Source organism: Legionella sp. W10-070 (assembly GCF_900640175.1).
In the GTDB taxonomy this organism is placed as follows: Bacteria; Pseudomonadota; Gammaproteobacteria; order Legionellales; family Legionellaceae; genus Tatlockia.
This window is the reverse complement of record NZ_CAAAJC010000018.1, coordinates 45,575-60,526: the sequence shown is the minus strand read 5'-3', so window position 1 is coordinate 60,526 and position 14,952 is coordinate 45,575. Positions and strand designations below refer to the sequence as shown.

The following is a 14,952-nucleotide window of genomic DNA, read 5'->3' as shown; positions in this document are numbered from 1 at the left end:
TTCCTGTACCAAGCACTTCTTACTCCATTAAAATAAAAAAGCTCTTAAACAGCATTATAAGAGCTTTGTCAATAAAAACTTAGGGCCAATTGGAAGCATAAAGCGCGGTACGTAGGCTCTGGCTCCAATTGTCAACAAACCCTAATTTCAATCGGTTGAAATGCGGATGGAAGTGACTATTTTTTTTCTAAATTGAGAATGATTCTCGATATCATTTATGATACACTTTGCCTTTGGGTTCATTTTAAACTGGAATTATGCGAATTACCGAGCTTGTAGAAGGTGATCTGGTACGGTTGGTCGACTTTGGTCAAACATCGCTGTTGTACCGGCGCAGATTATTGTCTTTGGGCATTACTCGCGGGGTTGAAATTTCGGTAATAAGGGTAGCGCCTTTCGGCTGTCCAGTGCAGGTTGCTGTGCGGGGTACTTCACTAACCTTGCGTAAAGAAGAAGCTGGTCAGTTGGAATGGGAGCGGCTATGACGCATATTTTGTTAGTCGGCAACCCTAATTGTGGAAAAACCACCCTGTTTAATGCCTTAACTGGCTCTAATCAGCGGGTAGGCAATTGGCCCGGTGTCACCGTTGAGAAGAAAACAGGCTCCTATTTTTGGGCTAATCAATCTATTCAAGTGACCGACCTGCCCGGCATCTATTCATTGAGTTGTTCTACAACCGGTTCAAGCCAGGATGAGCAAATTACAGCCAGGGCTATTGTGAATCTGGAAGCTGACCTGATTATCAATGTGGTTGATGCCTGCCATTTAGAACGTCATTTATACCTGACCAGTCAAATTCTGGAGTTAGGCAAACCGGTTATTCTGGTGCTGAATATGATGGATATCGCCAGGCAACGCGGTATTGATATTGATGTTAAGGCGCTGGCGGCACAGTTAGGTTGCCCTGTTGTGTCCATTCAAGCCCATAAAAAAGTAGGCATTGATAGGTTGAATCAAGCCATTATTGACAAGCCAGGTAAGATAAAGCCTTTTGTTCTGACCCTAAGTGCTGAAATTGAGCGCTTATTGGCAGAATTAGAGCAACAATTAAGCGCCAAAGGCATTCCCGAGCGATTGGTGGGTTATTATGCGCGTCGCATAGTGGAAGGAGACAACAGCCTGTTGCCTGAGAATCCAGTGCAGGAATCAAAAACGCTTGATTTAGATATTGTTTTTGCTGATGCGCGTTATCAGAAAATTCACCATCTGGTGGGTCAGATTCAGAAAAAACAAAGTGACGCCAGTGAGCATTTTACTGCCAGGCTGGATAAGATTGTCCTTCATCGTTATTGGGCTTTGCCGATTTTTTTTGCGATGATGTACCTGATGTTCTTGTTTGCCATCAACATAGGCGGGGCTTTTCAGGACTTTTTTGATATTACAACGGAGACGTTATTTGTCCAGGGAAGCGCCTGGTTGTTACAGGCAATTCATGCACCCGGCTGGTTAATTGCCCTGATTGCAAACGGGATAGGTAAGGGCATTAATACCACCTTAACCTTTATTCCTGTCATTGCTGCGATGTTTTTCTTTTTATCGTTACTCGAAGCCTCAGGCTACATGGCACGGGCGGCCTTTGTCGTTGATAAAGTCATGCGGGTGCTGGGGCTTCCTGGGAAATCATTTGTACCCATGATCGTCGGTTTTGGCTGTAATGTACCTGCCATTATGGCAGCGCGGACTCTCGATTCAGAGCGGGATCGGTTATTGACAGTGATGATGAGTCCTTTTATGTCTTGCTCAGCCCGGCTGGCAATCTATGCCGTATTTGTTGCCGCATTTTTTCCAACCGGCGGACAAAATGTGGTTTTCTCTCTCTACCTCATTGGCATATTAATGGCGGTGTTCACCGGATTTATTTTGCGTAAAACCACTTTAAGCGGCCAGGCATCTCCGCTAATCTTAGAGCTTCCTGCCTACCATAAACCGGCATTTAAGCGATTGCTGAAAGAAACGTCCTTGCGCCTGCGGCATTTCGTTATTCGAGCAGGCCGTATCATTATTCCGGTTTGCATCATTTTAGGCGGGTTGAATGCTTTAACTATCGAAGGCGGCATTAGTGGAGCTGATGCAAGTACGCAATCTGTATTGTCGTTGTTAGGCCAATGGCTGACTCCGGTTTTTGCCCCCATGGGCCTGCATCCAGATAACTGGCCTGCCACGGTGGGATTATTAACCGGGATGTTGGCCAAGGAAGTCGTTGTGGGTTCTTTGAACTCCCTATACTCCCAGCTTGGACATTTGGGCGAGGCCAGTATGGCGAATTTTGATTTTTTAGGCTCTTTACAGGCTGCCCTCTGGTCTATTCCACAGAATCTTGCAGGGTTAAGCCATGCCCTGTTAAATCCTGTTATTGCCAGTGCACCTGATGGTGAAGTTTCACATTCGGTTTATGGCATGATGGCTCAACGTTTTGATGGCAAGGCAGGCGCTTATGCCTACCTGTTGTTTATTTTGCTTTATGTGCCCTGTGTTTCAACAATGGCAGCTATCCGGCAGGAAGCCAGTCCCAGGCTAATGTGGTTTTCTGTCAGTTGGTCGCTTATTGTCGCTTACCTTTCCGCTGTTTTATTTTATCAGGCGGCAACGTTCCTGGCACATCCTGTGCAATCGCTGGCCTGGATTGCAAGTATTTTACTTGCTGTGGTTTTTGCATTTGGATTTCTAAATAATAAGTCTTCGGGAGGGATGCATGCTACTGCAAATCCGTGATTATTTGCGGCGAGAGCAGGTTGCCAGCAACCAACAAATAGCACGTGCTTTTCATATGGATATTCACACTTTACAGCCCATGCTGGATATCTGGCTTCGCAAGGGGATTATTGAATGTTGCCAGGAACCGCCTGCCTGTCAAAGCCGTTGTTTCAAGTGCAAAATTCAGCCTTTGGTCTATTATCAATATCGGAAATAAGGGTTACTTTACATTTTCTTTAGTATTTTGGCGGTGCCCTGCTGGCTATTTTAGGCTAAGATAGCTGTATTGTATGATAATAGGTGTTGCTATGGCTGAAAAGTTCTCTATAGAGGAATACGCTACCCTGGCCGAAGAAGGACGAAAGACCTTCCTGGATGCTGAGGAAGATCCTGTTCTTCTAATTGAAAAGCTTTATCAATTGTGGTGGCATTGGGCTGATTTTGAGTTGTTTATTGTTAGTCCAACCATAGCCGCCATTTCCCCTCCTTTAATCATTGAGGCTGATTTTCTGCCAGGTTCTGAAGAGCGTGAGTTTGTCTACCCTATCCATGATCATGGTTATAAATTGTCTACTTCCAAAGGGCCGGAGATGTACAAGGCTGGCAAGTCAAATTGCAAACTGTACTATACCATTGAGAAAATGATTTATTTGTTGGTAGAGCGTTTGAAGACTGGCGGCATTGCTCAGGAAACGGAAGTGCAGGTTGCCTTTAGCGGCCATGAGCTTGCCCAACGCAAGGCATTTGAGTCGGTAATAAACTTAAATTATAACGTGGTGGTGACTAATTTTGACCCGGGAGCCTGGGGGGAGCGCTATCTGCAAATCGTAAAACGCCTTGCAGACAAAGGTTATGGCTATCCGCCGGAAGCGCCACGCGAAACGTTTCGCCAGTCCCACGGCGCCACGCCAGGTATGTCACGCTAACCAGGGAATGGATGTCCTTCTCCTTGAATCTCCACGACATAAGTTGTGGCGGCGTTTGGGGGCGTACTGGCTGTCTTGACACTACGGAAAACACTCTGTGAAGACAGTTTGTTTTTGCTTTGATGGTCGGCCAAAATTTTATCATAATACGCTGTTTCCAGCTCTTTAGTAGTCACCTGCAGGAAAGAGAGCGGTGGAACAGTTAATCCTAATTGGGCGGCAGAGTCCTTAATCTGGCAAATGCTCTCGATAACCGATTTTTTATCATCAATAATAACGATGCTGTCTGCCCAATCAGGCCGGTGGGTCAGGAATAATTGAAACATCAGTCCTTTAACATGCTTCAGTTGCCTCTCTTTTCTTCGCTGTGGCATGAGTTCTCTTGCGATGTACTGGCTTCTTTGTTGAGTCTGTTCGGTTAATTTACCATGCTTTAGAATTTCTTCATTTGCTTCTCTGAACCCTCTTCCTGGCTTTTGTTGGCTGAAATCATCAGGGAATGGCGGCGCTCCGGTTTCAGGGAGGGGGTTCCATAGCAGATCATTGGGTGTAATGACTCCATGAACAGTAAAACCCTGCGACTCGAGATAGTTGACGAGTTGATTTCGATGGGTCATCCAGCAATCCATCAGCCTCATATCGGTAAAGAGGTAGATGTCGTTAATGTTATATTTTTTTAGAGAGTCGAGGAGGTTGGTATTTATGTCATACTCATCATCATCTGTTTCTGAGGGAAAACTCAAGGTGTAGTCTACATCAAGCAAAGCAACCGTTACTGGCATTGAAATTCTCATGGTGATTAAATTTCGGGCATTATTATTTAGGAGTAAAATGATGTCAAGCGGACTTGGGAAGTACCGTCAGGCGTGTACCAGTCCACCGGTAAAGCAAACGCTGCGGGTTGGTCAGCCTCGCGGTGCCGCATAACAGGGCTGGGAGAATCAGAATTAAGCGGCTTAGTGCTTGCCGCCAGTTTGGCGTGTGAGTATCACTGAGAAGTTGCAGCCGCCAGGCGCGCATGCCAATAGTTTGCCCGCCATGAATAATAGAAAACAGATAATAACTGGCAGCAATAGTAATTAAAGCCAATTGATACCATCTGGTTGATGGAGGAATTGCCTGACCCTGTGTTGCTATCAGGCAAAGAGCCGTAAATGCAAAAAATAGTGCAACGATAATAAAGCTATCATAGAGTTGTGACGCCAGGTATTTGATAATCATCAAAAATCTCAGTTAATTTTTACGAATTGCCTGCTTGCCAAGGGATACCTGTTCAAGGCAATCAATATAGATTTGACTCAGGTCCAGACCCAGGTAAGTATCTTCCTGCAGGTTTTCCCAATGACCTTCTTCATAGGCTATGACAATATCGAGTATTTTGCCAAGAGGCCCCTCACGGGAAAGTAAGGCAAGCTTAACTTCAGATGATAAGGTGATCTGCTCAATTAATACCTCAAGAGGACTGTCCATTAAGCTGTCCAAAACTGAAAGTAGTCCCATAGTATAAGCACTTTGGGCGCAAAGTTCCGGTTGTGTTTCCGCCAGTTTTTGCGCCATTTGCGCTCGAATCAAGCCTGACTCAACAATTTCCAGAGGTTTGTTGGAAATATTGGTCATCGACAAGGCCATAACCCAGTTTTTTAGATTTAAAATGCCCAGCCTTACCACGGCCTGTTGAATAGACTCAATATCCTGGTAGCCGGAGAAAGCTACGGCATTAGCTACCTTTAACAGTTGATAGCTTAACATCGGGTCTGCCTGGATAAGGTTAATGATAGTCTCCAGACTGGTATCTTGTTGTAATGTAGTAATCAATTCCAGTAGATTGATTTGGCTGGAAGCAATGTCATTTTTTTCCGTCATCCCCTGGGGATGAAACAGAAAGTCGCCACAATAAAAATCCATTTTCATTGCCTTACAGCGCTCAAAACTTGCTGTATTGCTAATGTCATAGGCAATGACTTTGCGCTCTCTGTCCTGACTGTATTTGACAACCTTGCTGACATTGGCCGCAGTCATGAGATGCTCAGTTAGTGCGATATATTCAGCAAAATTCAGCCAGGCCAATTGTTGGGGATTACTGATTAATAGTGCTACGGGGTGCGCATAATTCTCCAGTTCAGTCCGTGGGCATAGGACGTCAATATCGCCAGCATGGAGTTTAATGATCACGGGATGCTCAATAGGCGCATCAGGGTTTTCCACCAGGAATTTCAGCATATAAGGAATAAACAACGGTAAATGAGTTGCAGTATTACGTTGTATTGTTGCAAAATGTTCAAATAGCTCTTCATGCGCCTTGGCTTGCTTATTGGCAATGATTTCAACACCAGTGCATTTTAATTGTTGATTATAGACAGATCGTTTAATCAGCATGGTTAATTCCCTATATCCTTTGATAAAAGCATAGTACGGGAATGCCTGAATCGCTAAAAACTCCTGAGTGGGGGCGAAGTGCTCTTTGCGCCAAAAATAGGGAGTGGTATACTGCGCGGGTTTTTGGGACAGTATTTATAAACAGTGAAGCAAGCAAGCTTTAACTGCTTTTTATTAGGATAATCATTTGGGATGTACCCTCAATCAGTTTTCGGAAGAGGAAAAGTGAAGGATTGCCTATCATTTTGTGCTTTAGTGAGGGCGAATGGCAAGCCCAGGTTAACGAAGTCAGGCATCAAATGATACACAATCAGCTGCATCGGCAGCCAAAAACTTGATTGAGGACATGCGCTGGTATGTTATATTTACGATATTTCTCTTAAGGAAGAATTGACAGTGAAACAAAAAAGACCCATCAATCTGGATTTGGGAACAATGAAATTTCCTCCCATGGCGATCGCCTCGATCTTACATCGCCTCTCAGGCATCGTTCTCTTTTTGTTAATGCCCGCGATGCTTTATTTTCTCGGCTTGTCACTTTTGAGTAATGAATCCTTTGCCGAGCTTCAGCAAACCCTAAGCAGTCCCTTTCATAAATTGGTATTATGGGCTTTTGGCACGGCGCTTGTTTACCATCTCCTTGCAGGGATTCGTCATTTACTGATGGATGTCGGTTATGGGGAGGAGCTTGATGCGGGGCGGCGAAGTGCGATATTTGTTATCGGTTTGACAGTTATTTTAACAATTTTATTGGGAATCTGGATATGGTAACTAATGTCACAAGTTTAACCGGAAATGGCTTGAAGGATTGGTTAATTCAACGGGTCACTTCTGTTTACATGGCTATCTATGCATTAGCTCTGATGGGGTACCTGTTTTTTCATCCGCACTTGGATTTTGTAACATGGCACAGCCTGTTTCATCATGTCGCTGTTAAAATCGCCAGTCTTCTGGCTTTATTTGCCCTTTCTTTACATGCCTGGGTCGGAATTTGGACAGTAACAACTGATTATATAAAAAGCTTAGGCCGAAGGCTGTTTGTGCAAATGCTGGTTGTTTTATGGCTGTTGAGTCAATTCGTTTGGGGCTTAATGATTATGTGGGGACAATGAGTATGGCAATTGCACGTTATGAGTTTGATGCGGTAATTATTGGTGCGGGTGGTGCGGGCATGCGGGCGGCTCTGCAATTAGCCAATTCGGGTTTAAAAGTCGCGTTATTATCCAAAGTGTTCCCAACGCGTTCCCATACCGTTTCTGCGCAGGGTGGTATTACTGCCGCACTGGGCAATGCCGATGAAGATGATTGGCGCTGGCATATGTATGATACCGTGAAAGGGGCTGATTATATCGGCGATCAGGATTGTATTGAGTATCTATGTAAAACCGGGCCGGAGGCCGTTTACGAGCTTGAACACATGGGCTTGCCTTTTTCAAGAATGGATAATGGCAGAATTTACCAGCGCCAGTTTGGTGGCCAGTCGAAGCATTTTGGTGGTGAACAGGCCGCACGTACCTGTGCTGCGGCTGACAGGACCGGACATGCGCTGCTTCATACCCTGTACCAACAAAATTTAAAAGCCAAGACCCATGTGTTTAGTGAATGGTATGCGCTTGATTTGGTGAAAGATGCGCATGGGCGTATTGTGGGGGTAACCGCAATGTGCATTGAAACCGGTGAGGTTGTCTTTTATCAATCCCGCGTATGCATTTTGGCCACTGGCGGAGCCGGCCGTATTTATCAATCCACCACCAATGCCTATATTAATACGGGTGATGGTTTTGGTATGGCTTTACGTGCGGGTTTGGCACTGCAGGACATGGAAATGTGGCAATTCCATCCCACAGGGATTGCAGGCGCCGGTGTTCTTGTAACAGAAGGCTGCCGGGGTGAGGGCGGCTATCTGATTAACAAGGATGGCGAACGTTTTATGGAGCGTTATGCGCCTCGGGTGAAAGACCTTGCGTCAAGAGATGTCGTTGCACGTTCCATGGCGTTAGAAATTCGTGCGGGCAAAGGTTTTGACCCTAAAGGGGTCGATTATGTGAAATTAAAGCTGGATCATTTAGGCGCGGATTTAATTAAGTCCCGTCTGCCTGGCATTCGTGAATTATCATTAAAGTTTGCCGGAGTTGACCCGATTGTAGAGCCTATCCCGGTGGTACCAACCTGCCACTACAGCATGGGAGGAATACCTACTAATATGCATGGTCAGGTGCTCAGTAAAAAAGAGGGAGCAGAGCATGTTGTCGAGGGACTTTATGCCGTCGGTGAGTGTGCCTGTGTTTCCGTTCACGGTGCCAACCGTTTAGGGGGCAATTCCCTGCTTGACCTGGTAGTGTTTGGGCGCGCAGCGGGACTTCATGTGGAAGAATTGTGGCAATCCAATCAATTGCCTGATATGCCTTATGTTGCTGAAGATGAGCTTGATGCTTCTTTAGCACGTTATTATCGCTGGGAAAATTCAACCGAAGGCGAAAGTCCTACTGTAATTCGTGAAGAAATGCAGCGTGTCATGCAGGAAGACTTTGGTGTATTCCGGACAGGAGAGGTAATGGAGTCCGGATTGCATCGCCTGCAGGCACTGCGTGAGCGCTTGAGCAATGCGGTGTTAAGTGATAAAAGTAAAGTATTTAATACGGAAAGGGTCACTGCCTTGGAACTGGATAATTTAATGGCTACGGCTTATGCGACAGCCAGATCCGCCTTGACCCGTACAGAAAGCCGCGGCGCGCATAGTCGGGAAGATTATCCTGCGCGAGATGATGCAAACTGGATTAAGCATACATTGTATTTTGAGCAAGGTGATATTATTGATTTTCGCCCTGTGAATACATCACCTAAATATATTCAGGCGTTTGAGCCTAAAGAACGCGTTTACTAGAGAGGATATGCTGTGGCTAATAATAGAAATCTAAGCCTGTCTATTTACCGATACAACCCTGAGGTTGATGATAAACCTTATATGCAGGATTATGAAATCAGCATTCCTGCCAAAAGTGACCCTATGCTGCTGACCCTGCTTGAACGCCTCAAAGCAGAGCAGGATGTGACATTAACGTTCAGGCGCTCATGCCGTGAAGGGGTTTGTGGTTCTGATGGTATGAATATCAATGGTACCAATGGCTTAGCCTGCGTGACCTCTCTTTCCCAGTTGAAAACCGGGAAAATAGTCATTCGCCCACTGCCAGGCTTTCCTGTAGTACGTGATCTGGCGGTTGATTTGACTCAATTTTATCAACAATATGAACGCATCGAACCTTATTTGCAAAATGACAGTTTGGCTCCCGCCCGTGAGCGGTTGCAATCACCTGAAGAGCGTGCGCAACTGGATGGCCTGTATGAATGTATCTTATGTGCATGCTGTACCAGTTCCTGTCCCTCATTCTGGTGGAACCCAGACAAATTTGTCGGCCCGGCAGGACTTTTGCAGGCCCGGCGATTTTTAGCTGACAGCCGGGATACAGCGACCCAGCACCGTTTGGATAAGCTACAGGATCCTTTCAGTGTATTTCGTTGTCGCTCAATTATGAATTGTGCGAATGTTTGCCCGAAGGGACTCAATCCGACTAAAGCAATTGCTGAAATTCGCAAGCAAATGCTGATTCAGGAAACTTGATAGCATTTCTTGTTTCCCTGGCAATGCCAGGTGTACCCCTTTGGAGAAATAACTATGAGCAGTAGCGACCTGCAAAATCAATGGGCTTCTTCCTATTTATCAGGTGGAAGCATGGCTTATGTAGATGGTCTATATGAAGATTATCTGGCAGATCCCGATTCTGTGCCTGCAGATTGGCGTGCCGCTTTTGATAAGCTTGCAAAAAAAACCGATGGAACCCAGGATATTTCGCACCGTGATATCCGTGATTATTTCCTGCAGCATGCTGAAAAAAAACAAACTGCAGCCATACCTTCTGAGGATAGTAAACAATATCAAGTCGCTCATCTGATTAATGCCTACCGTTCTCATGGGCATCATGCTGCAAGGCTGGATCCTTTGGGAATGGCTGAACGTATTCATGTGCCAAGTCTTGAGTTAAGTTATCATCAGCTTTCAGAAGCAGACATGGACAGGTCATTTTTTGCCGGCAAGTATTTCAATGGTGCTCAAATGCCTTTACGTGAAATATATAAAGCGCTTCGAGACACCTATTGCAGCAGCATAGGCATTGAGTATATGCATATTTCTGATAATCGGGAAACAGAATGGCTGCAGCAAAAAATAGAGCCGGTACGTGGTTGCGCTGACTTTGATGCGGATAAAAAACGTGAAATCCTTAATGATCTGATTGCTGCTGATGGACTCGAGCGTTACCTGGGTACCCGTTTTGTAGGCCAAAAACGATTTTCTCTTGAGGGAGGGGACGCTTTAATCCCCATGATGAAGGAACTAATCAGAATGGGTGGCCAATCCGGCGTGAAAGAGCTGGTTGTCGGCATGGCGCATCGGGGACGCTTAAACGTACTGGTTAACGTTCTTGGCAAGGAGCCAAACCAATTATTTGAGGAGTTTGAGGGGAAAACCAAATCAGAACGCTCTGGTGATGTAAAATATCACATGGGCTTTTCCTCCAACCTAAAGACACAGGAGGGTGCCATTGTCCATGTGGCTTTAGCCTTTAACCCTTCGCATTTGGAAATCATTGGTCCGGTAGTTGAAGGCTCTGCGCGTTCTCGTTTGCGTCGCCATCATGATTTGGACAAAAAAGAGAAGGTGGTTCCGGTATTAATTCATGGTGATGCGGCATTTGCGGGTCAGGGCGTGGTAATGGAAACATTTAATTTTTCCCAGGCTCGAGGTTATTGCACAGGCGGGACTGTCCATATTGTTATTAATAATCAAATTGGATTTACTACCAGCAATCCATTGGATTCACGCTCCACCCTCTATTGTACCGATGTGGCAAAAATGGTGCAGGCACCGGTCATTCATGTAAACGGCGATGACCCTGAAGCGGTCGTTTTTGCAACCCAAATTGCCTTTGAGTTTAGAATGAAATTCAAGCGCGATATAGTCATTGATTTGGTTTGCTACCGTCGTCATGGACATAATGAAGCAGACGAACCTTCGGTTACCCAGCCAGCAATGTATAAAAAAATTAAATCCATGCGTCCATTGCGTGAGATTTATGCCGAACAATTAATTGCCAAAGGCTTATTAAGCAAGCAGGAGGTTGAGCAGTTAATAGAAGATTACCGTGACAAGCTGGATAAGGGTGAGGCTGTTGTCAATGTAGTCCAGGGCGGTTATGAGGGAAAAATATCCAGTGACTGGACACCCTATTACAATGGCCAGTGGACGGATAAAGCCGATACCACGATTTCTAAGAAAACCCTGTTATTGCTTTCAAAGCAACTGCATACTTTGCCTGATGGTTTTGAACTTCACCCGGTTGTCAAGCGGCTGCTGACGGAACGCGAAAAGATGACTGCTGGAGAGATTCCCATGAATTGGGGATATGCGGAAACGATGGCCTATGCCAGTTTACTGCACGATGGTTATGGGGTTCGTTTGTCTGGTCAGGACAGTGGCCGAGGGACTTTTGCCCACCGACATGCTGTTTTGCATGATATCAATAGTGGGGAGACTTATATTCCTTTGGAAAAAACCGTTACTAACGCCAACAAATCGTTTGTTGTGATTGATTCGGTTTTATCAGAAGAAGCGGTATTAGCTTTTGAATATGGTTTTGCTGCATCTGAACCCTCCTCCCTTGTATTATGGGAAGCACAGTTCGGTGATTTTGCAAATGGTGCTCAGGTTGTTGTTGATCAGTTTATCAGCTCCGGCGAACAGAAATGGGGCCGTCTTTGCGGCTTGGTAATGTTGTTGCCGCATGGTTATGAAGGCCAGGGGCCTGAGCATTCGTCTGCAAGGCTGGAACGTTATATGCAGCTATGCGCCCAGCATAATATTCAGGTTTGTACACCAACTACGCCGGCGCAGATGTTCCATTTGCTTCGCCGGCAAATGATACGCCCTTTCCGCAAACCCTTAATTGTAATGACACCTAAAAGCTTGCTGCGTCATAAGCTGGCTGTTTCACCACTTGAGGATTTGTTAGCGGGGAAATTCCATAATGTTATTCCTGAAATTGATACGCTGGATGCAGCCAAGGTAACAAGAATAGTATTATGCTGCGGAAAAGTTTATTATGATCTGTTGCAAAAGCGGCGGGATAGTAATTTAGGCCATGTAGCTATCATAAGAATCGAACAGCTCTATCCATTCCCTATCGATGCGCTGAAGGAGGAAATTGAAAAATTCCCTCATGCTAAAGAAGTTATCTGGTGTCAGGAGGAACCGCAAAACCAGGGCGTGTGGTTCTCCTCCCAGCACAACATGAAGGATTGTTTACGCTCAGGGCAGACTTTAAGCTATGCAGGAAGGGAAGTTGCTGCAGCACCTGCAGTAGGCAGTCCTTTATTACATGCACAGCAGCAGCAGGAATTAGTCGAGCAGGCATTATTGGATTAACAAATAATATATTAAAGAAGGTATAACCATGTCTATTGAAGTTAAAGTACCTGCCTTACCCGAATCAGTGGCAGATGCTACCGTGGCCGCCTGGCATAAAAAAATTGGTGAAAAAGTCAGTCGTGATGAAAATTTGCTGGATCTGGAAACAGATAAGGTAGTCCTTGAGGTGCCAGCTCCTGCTGATGGGATTCTTAAGGAGATCCTCTTTAAGGAAGGCGACACGGTTGAATCCAATCAAATTCTTGCACGTATTGAAGCCGGTGAGGCTGTTACTGAGGCTCCTGCTAAAGTAGAAAAGGAAGCTGTCAAAGAGCAGCCCCAAAGCCAGGAAGAGGAAAAGGCAACCAGTCCAGTTGTAAGGCGCATGCTGGCTGAGAATGACCTGCAACCGGGTCAGATTTCAGGATCGGGCAAAGACGGCCGGATTACCAAGGAAGATGTTATCGCCTATATTGAGGCAAACCGTGAAAGATCAAAACAGGCACCAGAGAAGCAAGGCTTGCAGGCACCTATGGGTGTGCGTGAGGAGCGTCGTGTGCCAATGACAAGATTAAGAGCAAAAATTGCCGAGCGTTTGGTGCAGGCTCAGCATAATGCGGCAATGCTGACGACTTTTAATGAAGTGAACTTAAAAGCAATCATGGATTTAAGGGCGCAGTATAAAGATGGCTTCGAGAAAAAGCATGGTGTCAAATTAGGCTTTATGTCTTTTTTCACCAAGGCGGTGGTTGAGTCATTAAAGCGATTCCCGGCTGTAAACGCGTCTATAGATGATCAGGATATTGTCTATCATGGTTACTATGATATAGGAATCGCTGTTTCTACGGAGCGAGGATTGGTTGTTCCCGTGTTAAGGGATGCTGATCAAATGAGTATGGCGGCTATTGAAAAATCGATTGGTGATTCTGCAAACCGTGCAAGACAGGGCAAGCTTTCCATGGAAGAGATGCAGGGTGGAACCTTTACCATTACCAATGGCGGCGTTTTTGGCTCTCTGCTGGCAACGCCAATTATCAATCCGCCGCAAACGGGTATCCTGGGAATGCATAAGATTGAGGATAGGCCGATTGTGGAAAAAGGACAAATTGTCATTCGTCCCATGATGTATGTGGCATTATCTTATGATCATCGTTTGATTGATGGCAAGGAATCTGTACAATTTTTAGTAAGTGTTAAAGAACTGCTCGAAGATCCTTCGCGTCTGTTACTAAATATTTAATTAAATGGGTTAACTACAAAACCCGCTTGTCGGGTTTTGCTTTTTAAGGTGCTAAATAATGAATCTACATGAATACCAGGCTAAGCAATTATTCGCCAGCTACGGATTACCAGTTCCCCAGGGAGAAGTTGCCTATAATGTTGAGGATGCGCTGCAGGTCGCTTCTCAGCTGACTACTCCAAAGTGGGTTGTCAAGGCGCAGGTTCATGCCGGTGGACGCGGCAAGGCAGGGGGGGTTAAGCTGGTTTCAACCAAAGACGAGTTGGCAGCCATCAGCAAATCGTTATTAGGTACCCGTTTGGTCACTTATCAGACAGATGCTAAAGGACAGCCAGTTAATGCGGTATTGGTTGAAGAAACTTGCGATATTGCTCGCGAACTTTATTTAGGGGCGGTAGTCGATAGGGCCAGTCGGCGTATTGTTATTATGGCTTCTACCGAGGGCGGTGTTGAAATTGAAAAGGTAGCGCAGGAAACTCCGGAAAAGATTTTTAAGGTGGTGGTAGATCCTCTGGTTGGTGTCATGCCTTTCCAATGTCGCGAGGTTGGTTTCAAACTGGGTTTGACCGATGAGCAAGTCAAACAGTTCACCGGCCTGATGCTGTCGTTGGGTAAAATGTTTGTCGAGTGTGATTTAAGTCTTTTAGAAATAAATCCCCTGGTTGTCAATACAAGCGGTCAGCTGCTTTGTCTGGATGGCAAGGTAAATATTGATAGCAACGCATTGTACCGACAGCCCAAACTAAAAAGCATGCGTGATACAACCCAGGAAGACGAACGCGAAAACCGTGCTACCGATTGGGAATTGAATTATATTCCGCTTGATGGAAGCATTGGCTGTATGGTCAATGGGGCAGGACTTGCTATGGCAACAATGGATGTAATCAAGTTACATGGAGGCGAGCCTGCTAATTTCCTTGATGTCGGCGGCGGTGCGACAAAAGAACGCGTTAGTGAAGCATTTAAAATTATACTGTCTGACGAAAAAGTTAAGGGCATTCTGGTTAATATTTTTGGCGGTATCGTCCGTTGTGATCTGATTGCTGACGGCATCATTGCGGCGGTCAAGGAAGTGGATGTGAAGGTGCCTGTAGTTGTGCGTCTTGAAGGCAATAATGCTCAGTTAGGCGCTGATATCCTCAACAGAAGTGAATTAAATGTCATCGCCGCAGATAGTTTAACTGATGCTGCGAAGAAGATTGTAGCGGCTGTTGCCTAATTATCATTTAAGGGTATTTAACAAAATGCCCTGACT

The 14,952-nt window shown here is 45.5% G+C and carries 14 protein-coding genes; 11 read left to right on the top strand and 3 right to left on the bottom strand.

The features are described from left to right. The first annotated feature begins 257 nt into the window (after window positions 1–257). The 4 genes from E1O65_RS08970 to E1O65_RS08955 all read left to right on the top strand — a co-directional run bounded on the left by E1O65_RS08970 (window position 258) and on the right by E1O65_RS08955 (window position 3,621). The gene (locus E1O65_RS08970) at window positions 258–485 is read left to right on the top strand and encodes a FeoA family protein (protein WP_133133269.1); all 228 of its coding nucleotides are present in this window, start codon (window positions 258–260) and stop codon (window positions 483–485) included. Next, the gene (gene feoB, locus E1O65_RS08965; protein ID WP_133133268.1) at window positions 482–2,713 is read left to right on the top strand and encodes a Fe(2+) transporter permease subunit FeoB; all 2,232 of its coding nucleotides are present in this window, start codon (window positions 482–484) and stop codon (window positions 2,711–2,713) included. The genes E1O65_RS08970 and feoB overlap by 4 nt, the downstream gene beginning before the upstream one ends. Further along, window positions 2,694–2,912: a FeoC-like transcriptional regulator gene (locus tag E1O65_RS08960; RefSeq protein ID WP_133133267.1), complete on the top strand. Its 219-nt coding sequence runs from the start codon at window positions 2,694–2,696 to the stop codon at window positions 2,910–2,912. The genes feoB and E1O65_RS08960 overlap by 20 nt, the downstream gene beginning before the upstream one ends. Window positions 2,913–3,003: 91 nt before the next feature. Next, window positions 3,004–3,621: a virulence factor gene (locus tag E1O65_RS08955; protein WP_133133266.1), complete on the top strand. Its 618-nt coding sequence runs from the start codon at window positions 3,004–3,006 to the stop codon at window positions 3,619–3,621. Here E1O65_RS08955 and E1O65_RS08950 read toward each other — a convergent pair. The 3 genes from E1O65_RS08950 to E1O65_RS08940 are packed head-to-tail and all read right to left on the bottom strand — an operon-like array spanning window position 3,618 to window position 5,997. After that, complete coding sequence (locus tag E1O65_RS08950) at window positions 3,618–4,403, bottom strand: hypothetical protein (protein WP_133133265.1); 786 nt, start codon at window positions 4,401–4,403, stop codon at window positions 3,618–3,620. The genes E1O65_RS08955 and E1O65_RS08950 overlap by 4 nt on opposite strands. A 55-nt stretch (window positions 4,404–4,458) precedes the next feature. Beyond that, on the bottom strand, window positions 4,459–4,842 hold the full coding sequence (locus tag E1O65_RS08945; RefSeq protein WP_133133264.1) for an RDD family protein: 384 nt from the start codon (window positions 4,840–4,842) through the stop codon (window positions 4,459–4,461). A gap of 12 nt (window positions 4,843–4,854) precedes the next feature. After that, window positions 4,855–5,997: an HDOD domain-containing protein gene (locus tag E1O65_RS08940; protein ID WP_133133263.1), complete on the bottom strand. Its 1,143-nt coding sequence runs from the start codon at window positions 5,995–5,997 to the stop codon at window positions 4,855–4,857. A 396-nt stretch (window positions 5,998–6,393) separates the two neighbouring features. On the opposite strand from E1O65_RS08940, the gene sdhC reads away from it, so the two are divergent. Genes sdhC through sucC form a run of 7 tightly spaced genes read left to right on the top strand, consistent with a single transcriptional unit; the run spans window position 6,394 to window position 14,916 of the window. Further along, window positions 6,394–6,768 carry a succinate dehydrogenase, cytochrome b556 subunit gene (gene sdhC / locus E1O65_RS08935; RefSeq protein ID WP_133133262.1) on the top strand — a complete coding sequence of 125 codons (375 nt, stop codon included), beginning with the start codon at window positions 6,394–6,396 and terminating at the stop codon, window positions 6,766–6,768. Further along, complete coding sequence (gene sdhD, locus E1O65_RS08930) at window positions 6,762–7,109, top strand: succinate dehydrogenase, hydrophobic membrane anchor protein (protein ID WP_133133261.1); 348 nt, start codon at window positions 6,762–6,764, stop codon at window positions 7,107–7,109. Before sdhC ends, sdhD begins: the two co-directional genes overlap by 7 nt. A gap of 2 nt (window positions 7,110–7,111) precedes the next feature. Further along, window positions 7,112–8,881, top strand: a complete 1,770-nt coding sequence (gene sdhA / locus E1O65_RS08925; protein ID WP_133133271.1) for a succinate dehydrogenase flavoprotein subunit — start codon at window positions 7,112–7,114, stop codon at window positions 8,879–8,881. 12 nt (window positions 8,882–8,893) lie between these two features. After that, a complete protein-coding gene (locus E1O65_RS08920) occupies window positions 8,894–9,616 on the top strand; it encodes a succinate dehydrogenase iron-sulfur subunit (RefSeq protein ID WP_133133260.1) in 723 nt (240 codons plus the stop codon). 54 nt (window positions 9,617–9,670) lie between these two features. After that, window positions 9,671–12,475, top strand: coding sequence for a 2-oxoglutarate dehydrogenase E1 component (locus E1O65_RS08915; RefSeq protein WP_133133259.1), 2,805 nt, complete (start codon window positions 9,671–9,673; stop codon window positions 12,473–12,475). A gap of 28 nt (window positions 12,476–12,503) precedes the next feature. Beyond that, window positions 12,504–13,697 carry a 2-oxoglutarate dehydrogenase complex dihydrolipoyllysine-residue succinyltransferase gene (odhB, locus tag E1O65_RS08910; RefSeq protein ID WP_133133258.1) on the top strand — a complete coding sequence of 398 codons (1,194 nt, stop codon included), beginning with the start codon at window positions 12,504–12,506 and terminating at the stop codon, window positions 13,695–13,697. Window positions 13,698–13,755: 58 nt separating this feature from the next. Next, window positions 13,756–14,916, top strand: coding sequence for an ADP-forming succinate--CoA ligase subunit beta (sucC, locus tag E1O65_RS08905; RefSeq protein WP_133133257.1), 1,161 nt, complete (start codon window positions 13,756–13,758; stop codon window positions 14,914–14,916). Window positions 14,917–14,952: the final 36 nt, after the last annotated feature.

What these genes read in the sequence shown, in the direction of transcription:
- sucC (WP_133133257.1), top strand. Translation starts at nt 13,756, where the DNA reads ATGAATCTACATGAATACCAGGCTAAGCAATTATTCGCCAGCTACGGA.
- E1O65_RS08950 (WP_133133265.1), bottom strand. Translation starts at nt 4,403, where the DNA reads ATGCCAGTAACGGTTGCTTTGCTTGATGTAGACTACACCTTGAGTTTT.
- sdhA (WP_133133271.1), top strand. Translation starts at nt 7,112, where the DNA reads ATGGCAATTGCACGTTATGAGTTTGATGCGGTAATTATTGGTGCGGGT.
- odhB (WP_133133258.1), top strand. Translation starts at nt 12,504, where the DNA reads ATGTCTATTGAAGTTAAAGTACCTGCCTTACCCGAATCAGTGGCAGAT.
- E1O65_RS08945 (WP_133133264.1), bottom strand. Translation starts at nt 4,842, where the DNA reads ATGATTATCAAATACCTGGCGTCACAACTCTATGATAGCTTTATTATC.
- sdhD (WP_133133261.1), top strand. Translation starts at nt 6,762, where the DNA reads ATGGTAACTAATGTCACAAGTTTAACCGGAAATGGCTTGAAGGATTGG.
- E1O65_RS08940 (WP_133133263.1), bottom strand. Translation starts at nt 5,997, where the DNA reads ATGCTGATTAAACGATCTGTCTATAATCAACAATTAAAATGCACTGGT.
- feoB (WP_133133268.1), top strand. Translation starts at nt 482, where the DNA reads ATGACGCATATTTTGTTAGTCGGCAACCCTAATTGTGGAAAAACCACC.
- E1O65_RS08915 (WP_133133259.1), top strand. Translation starts at nt 9,671, where the DNA reads ATGAGCAGTAGCGACCTGCAAAATCAATGGGCTTCTTCCTATTTATCA.
- E1O65_RS08970 (WP_133133269.1), top strand. Translation starts at nt 258, where the DNA reads ATGCGAATTACCGAGCTTGTAGAAGGTGATCTGGTACGGTTGGTCGAC.
- E1O65_RS08955 (WP_133133266.1), top strand. Translation starts at nt 3,004, where the DNA reads ATGGCTGAAAAGTTCTCTATAGAGGAATACGCTACCCTGGCCGAAGAA.
- E1O65_RS08960 (WP_133133267.1), top strand. Translation starts at nt 2,694, where the DNA reads ATGCTACTGCAAATCCGTGATTATTTGCGGCGAGAGCAGGTTGCCAGC.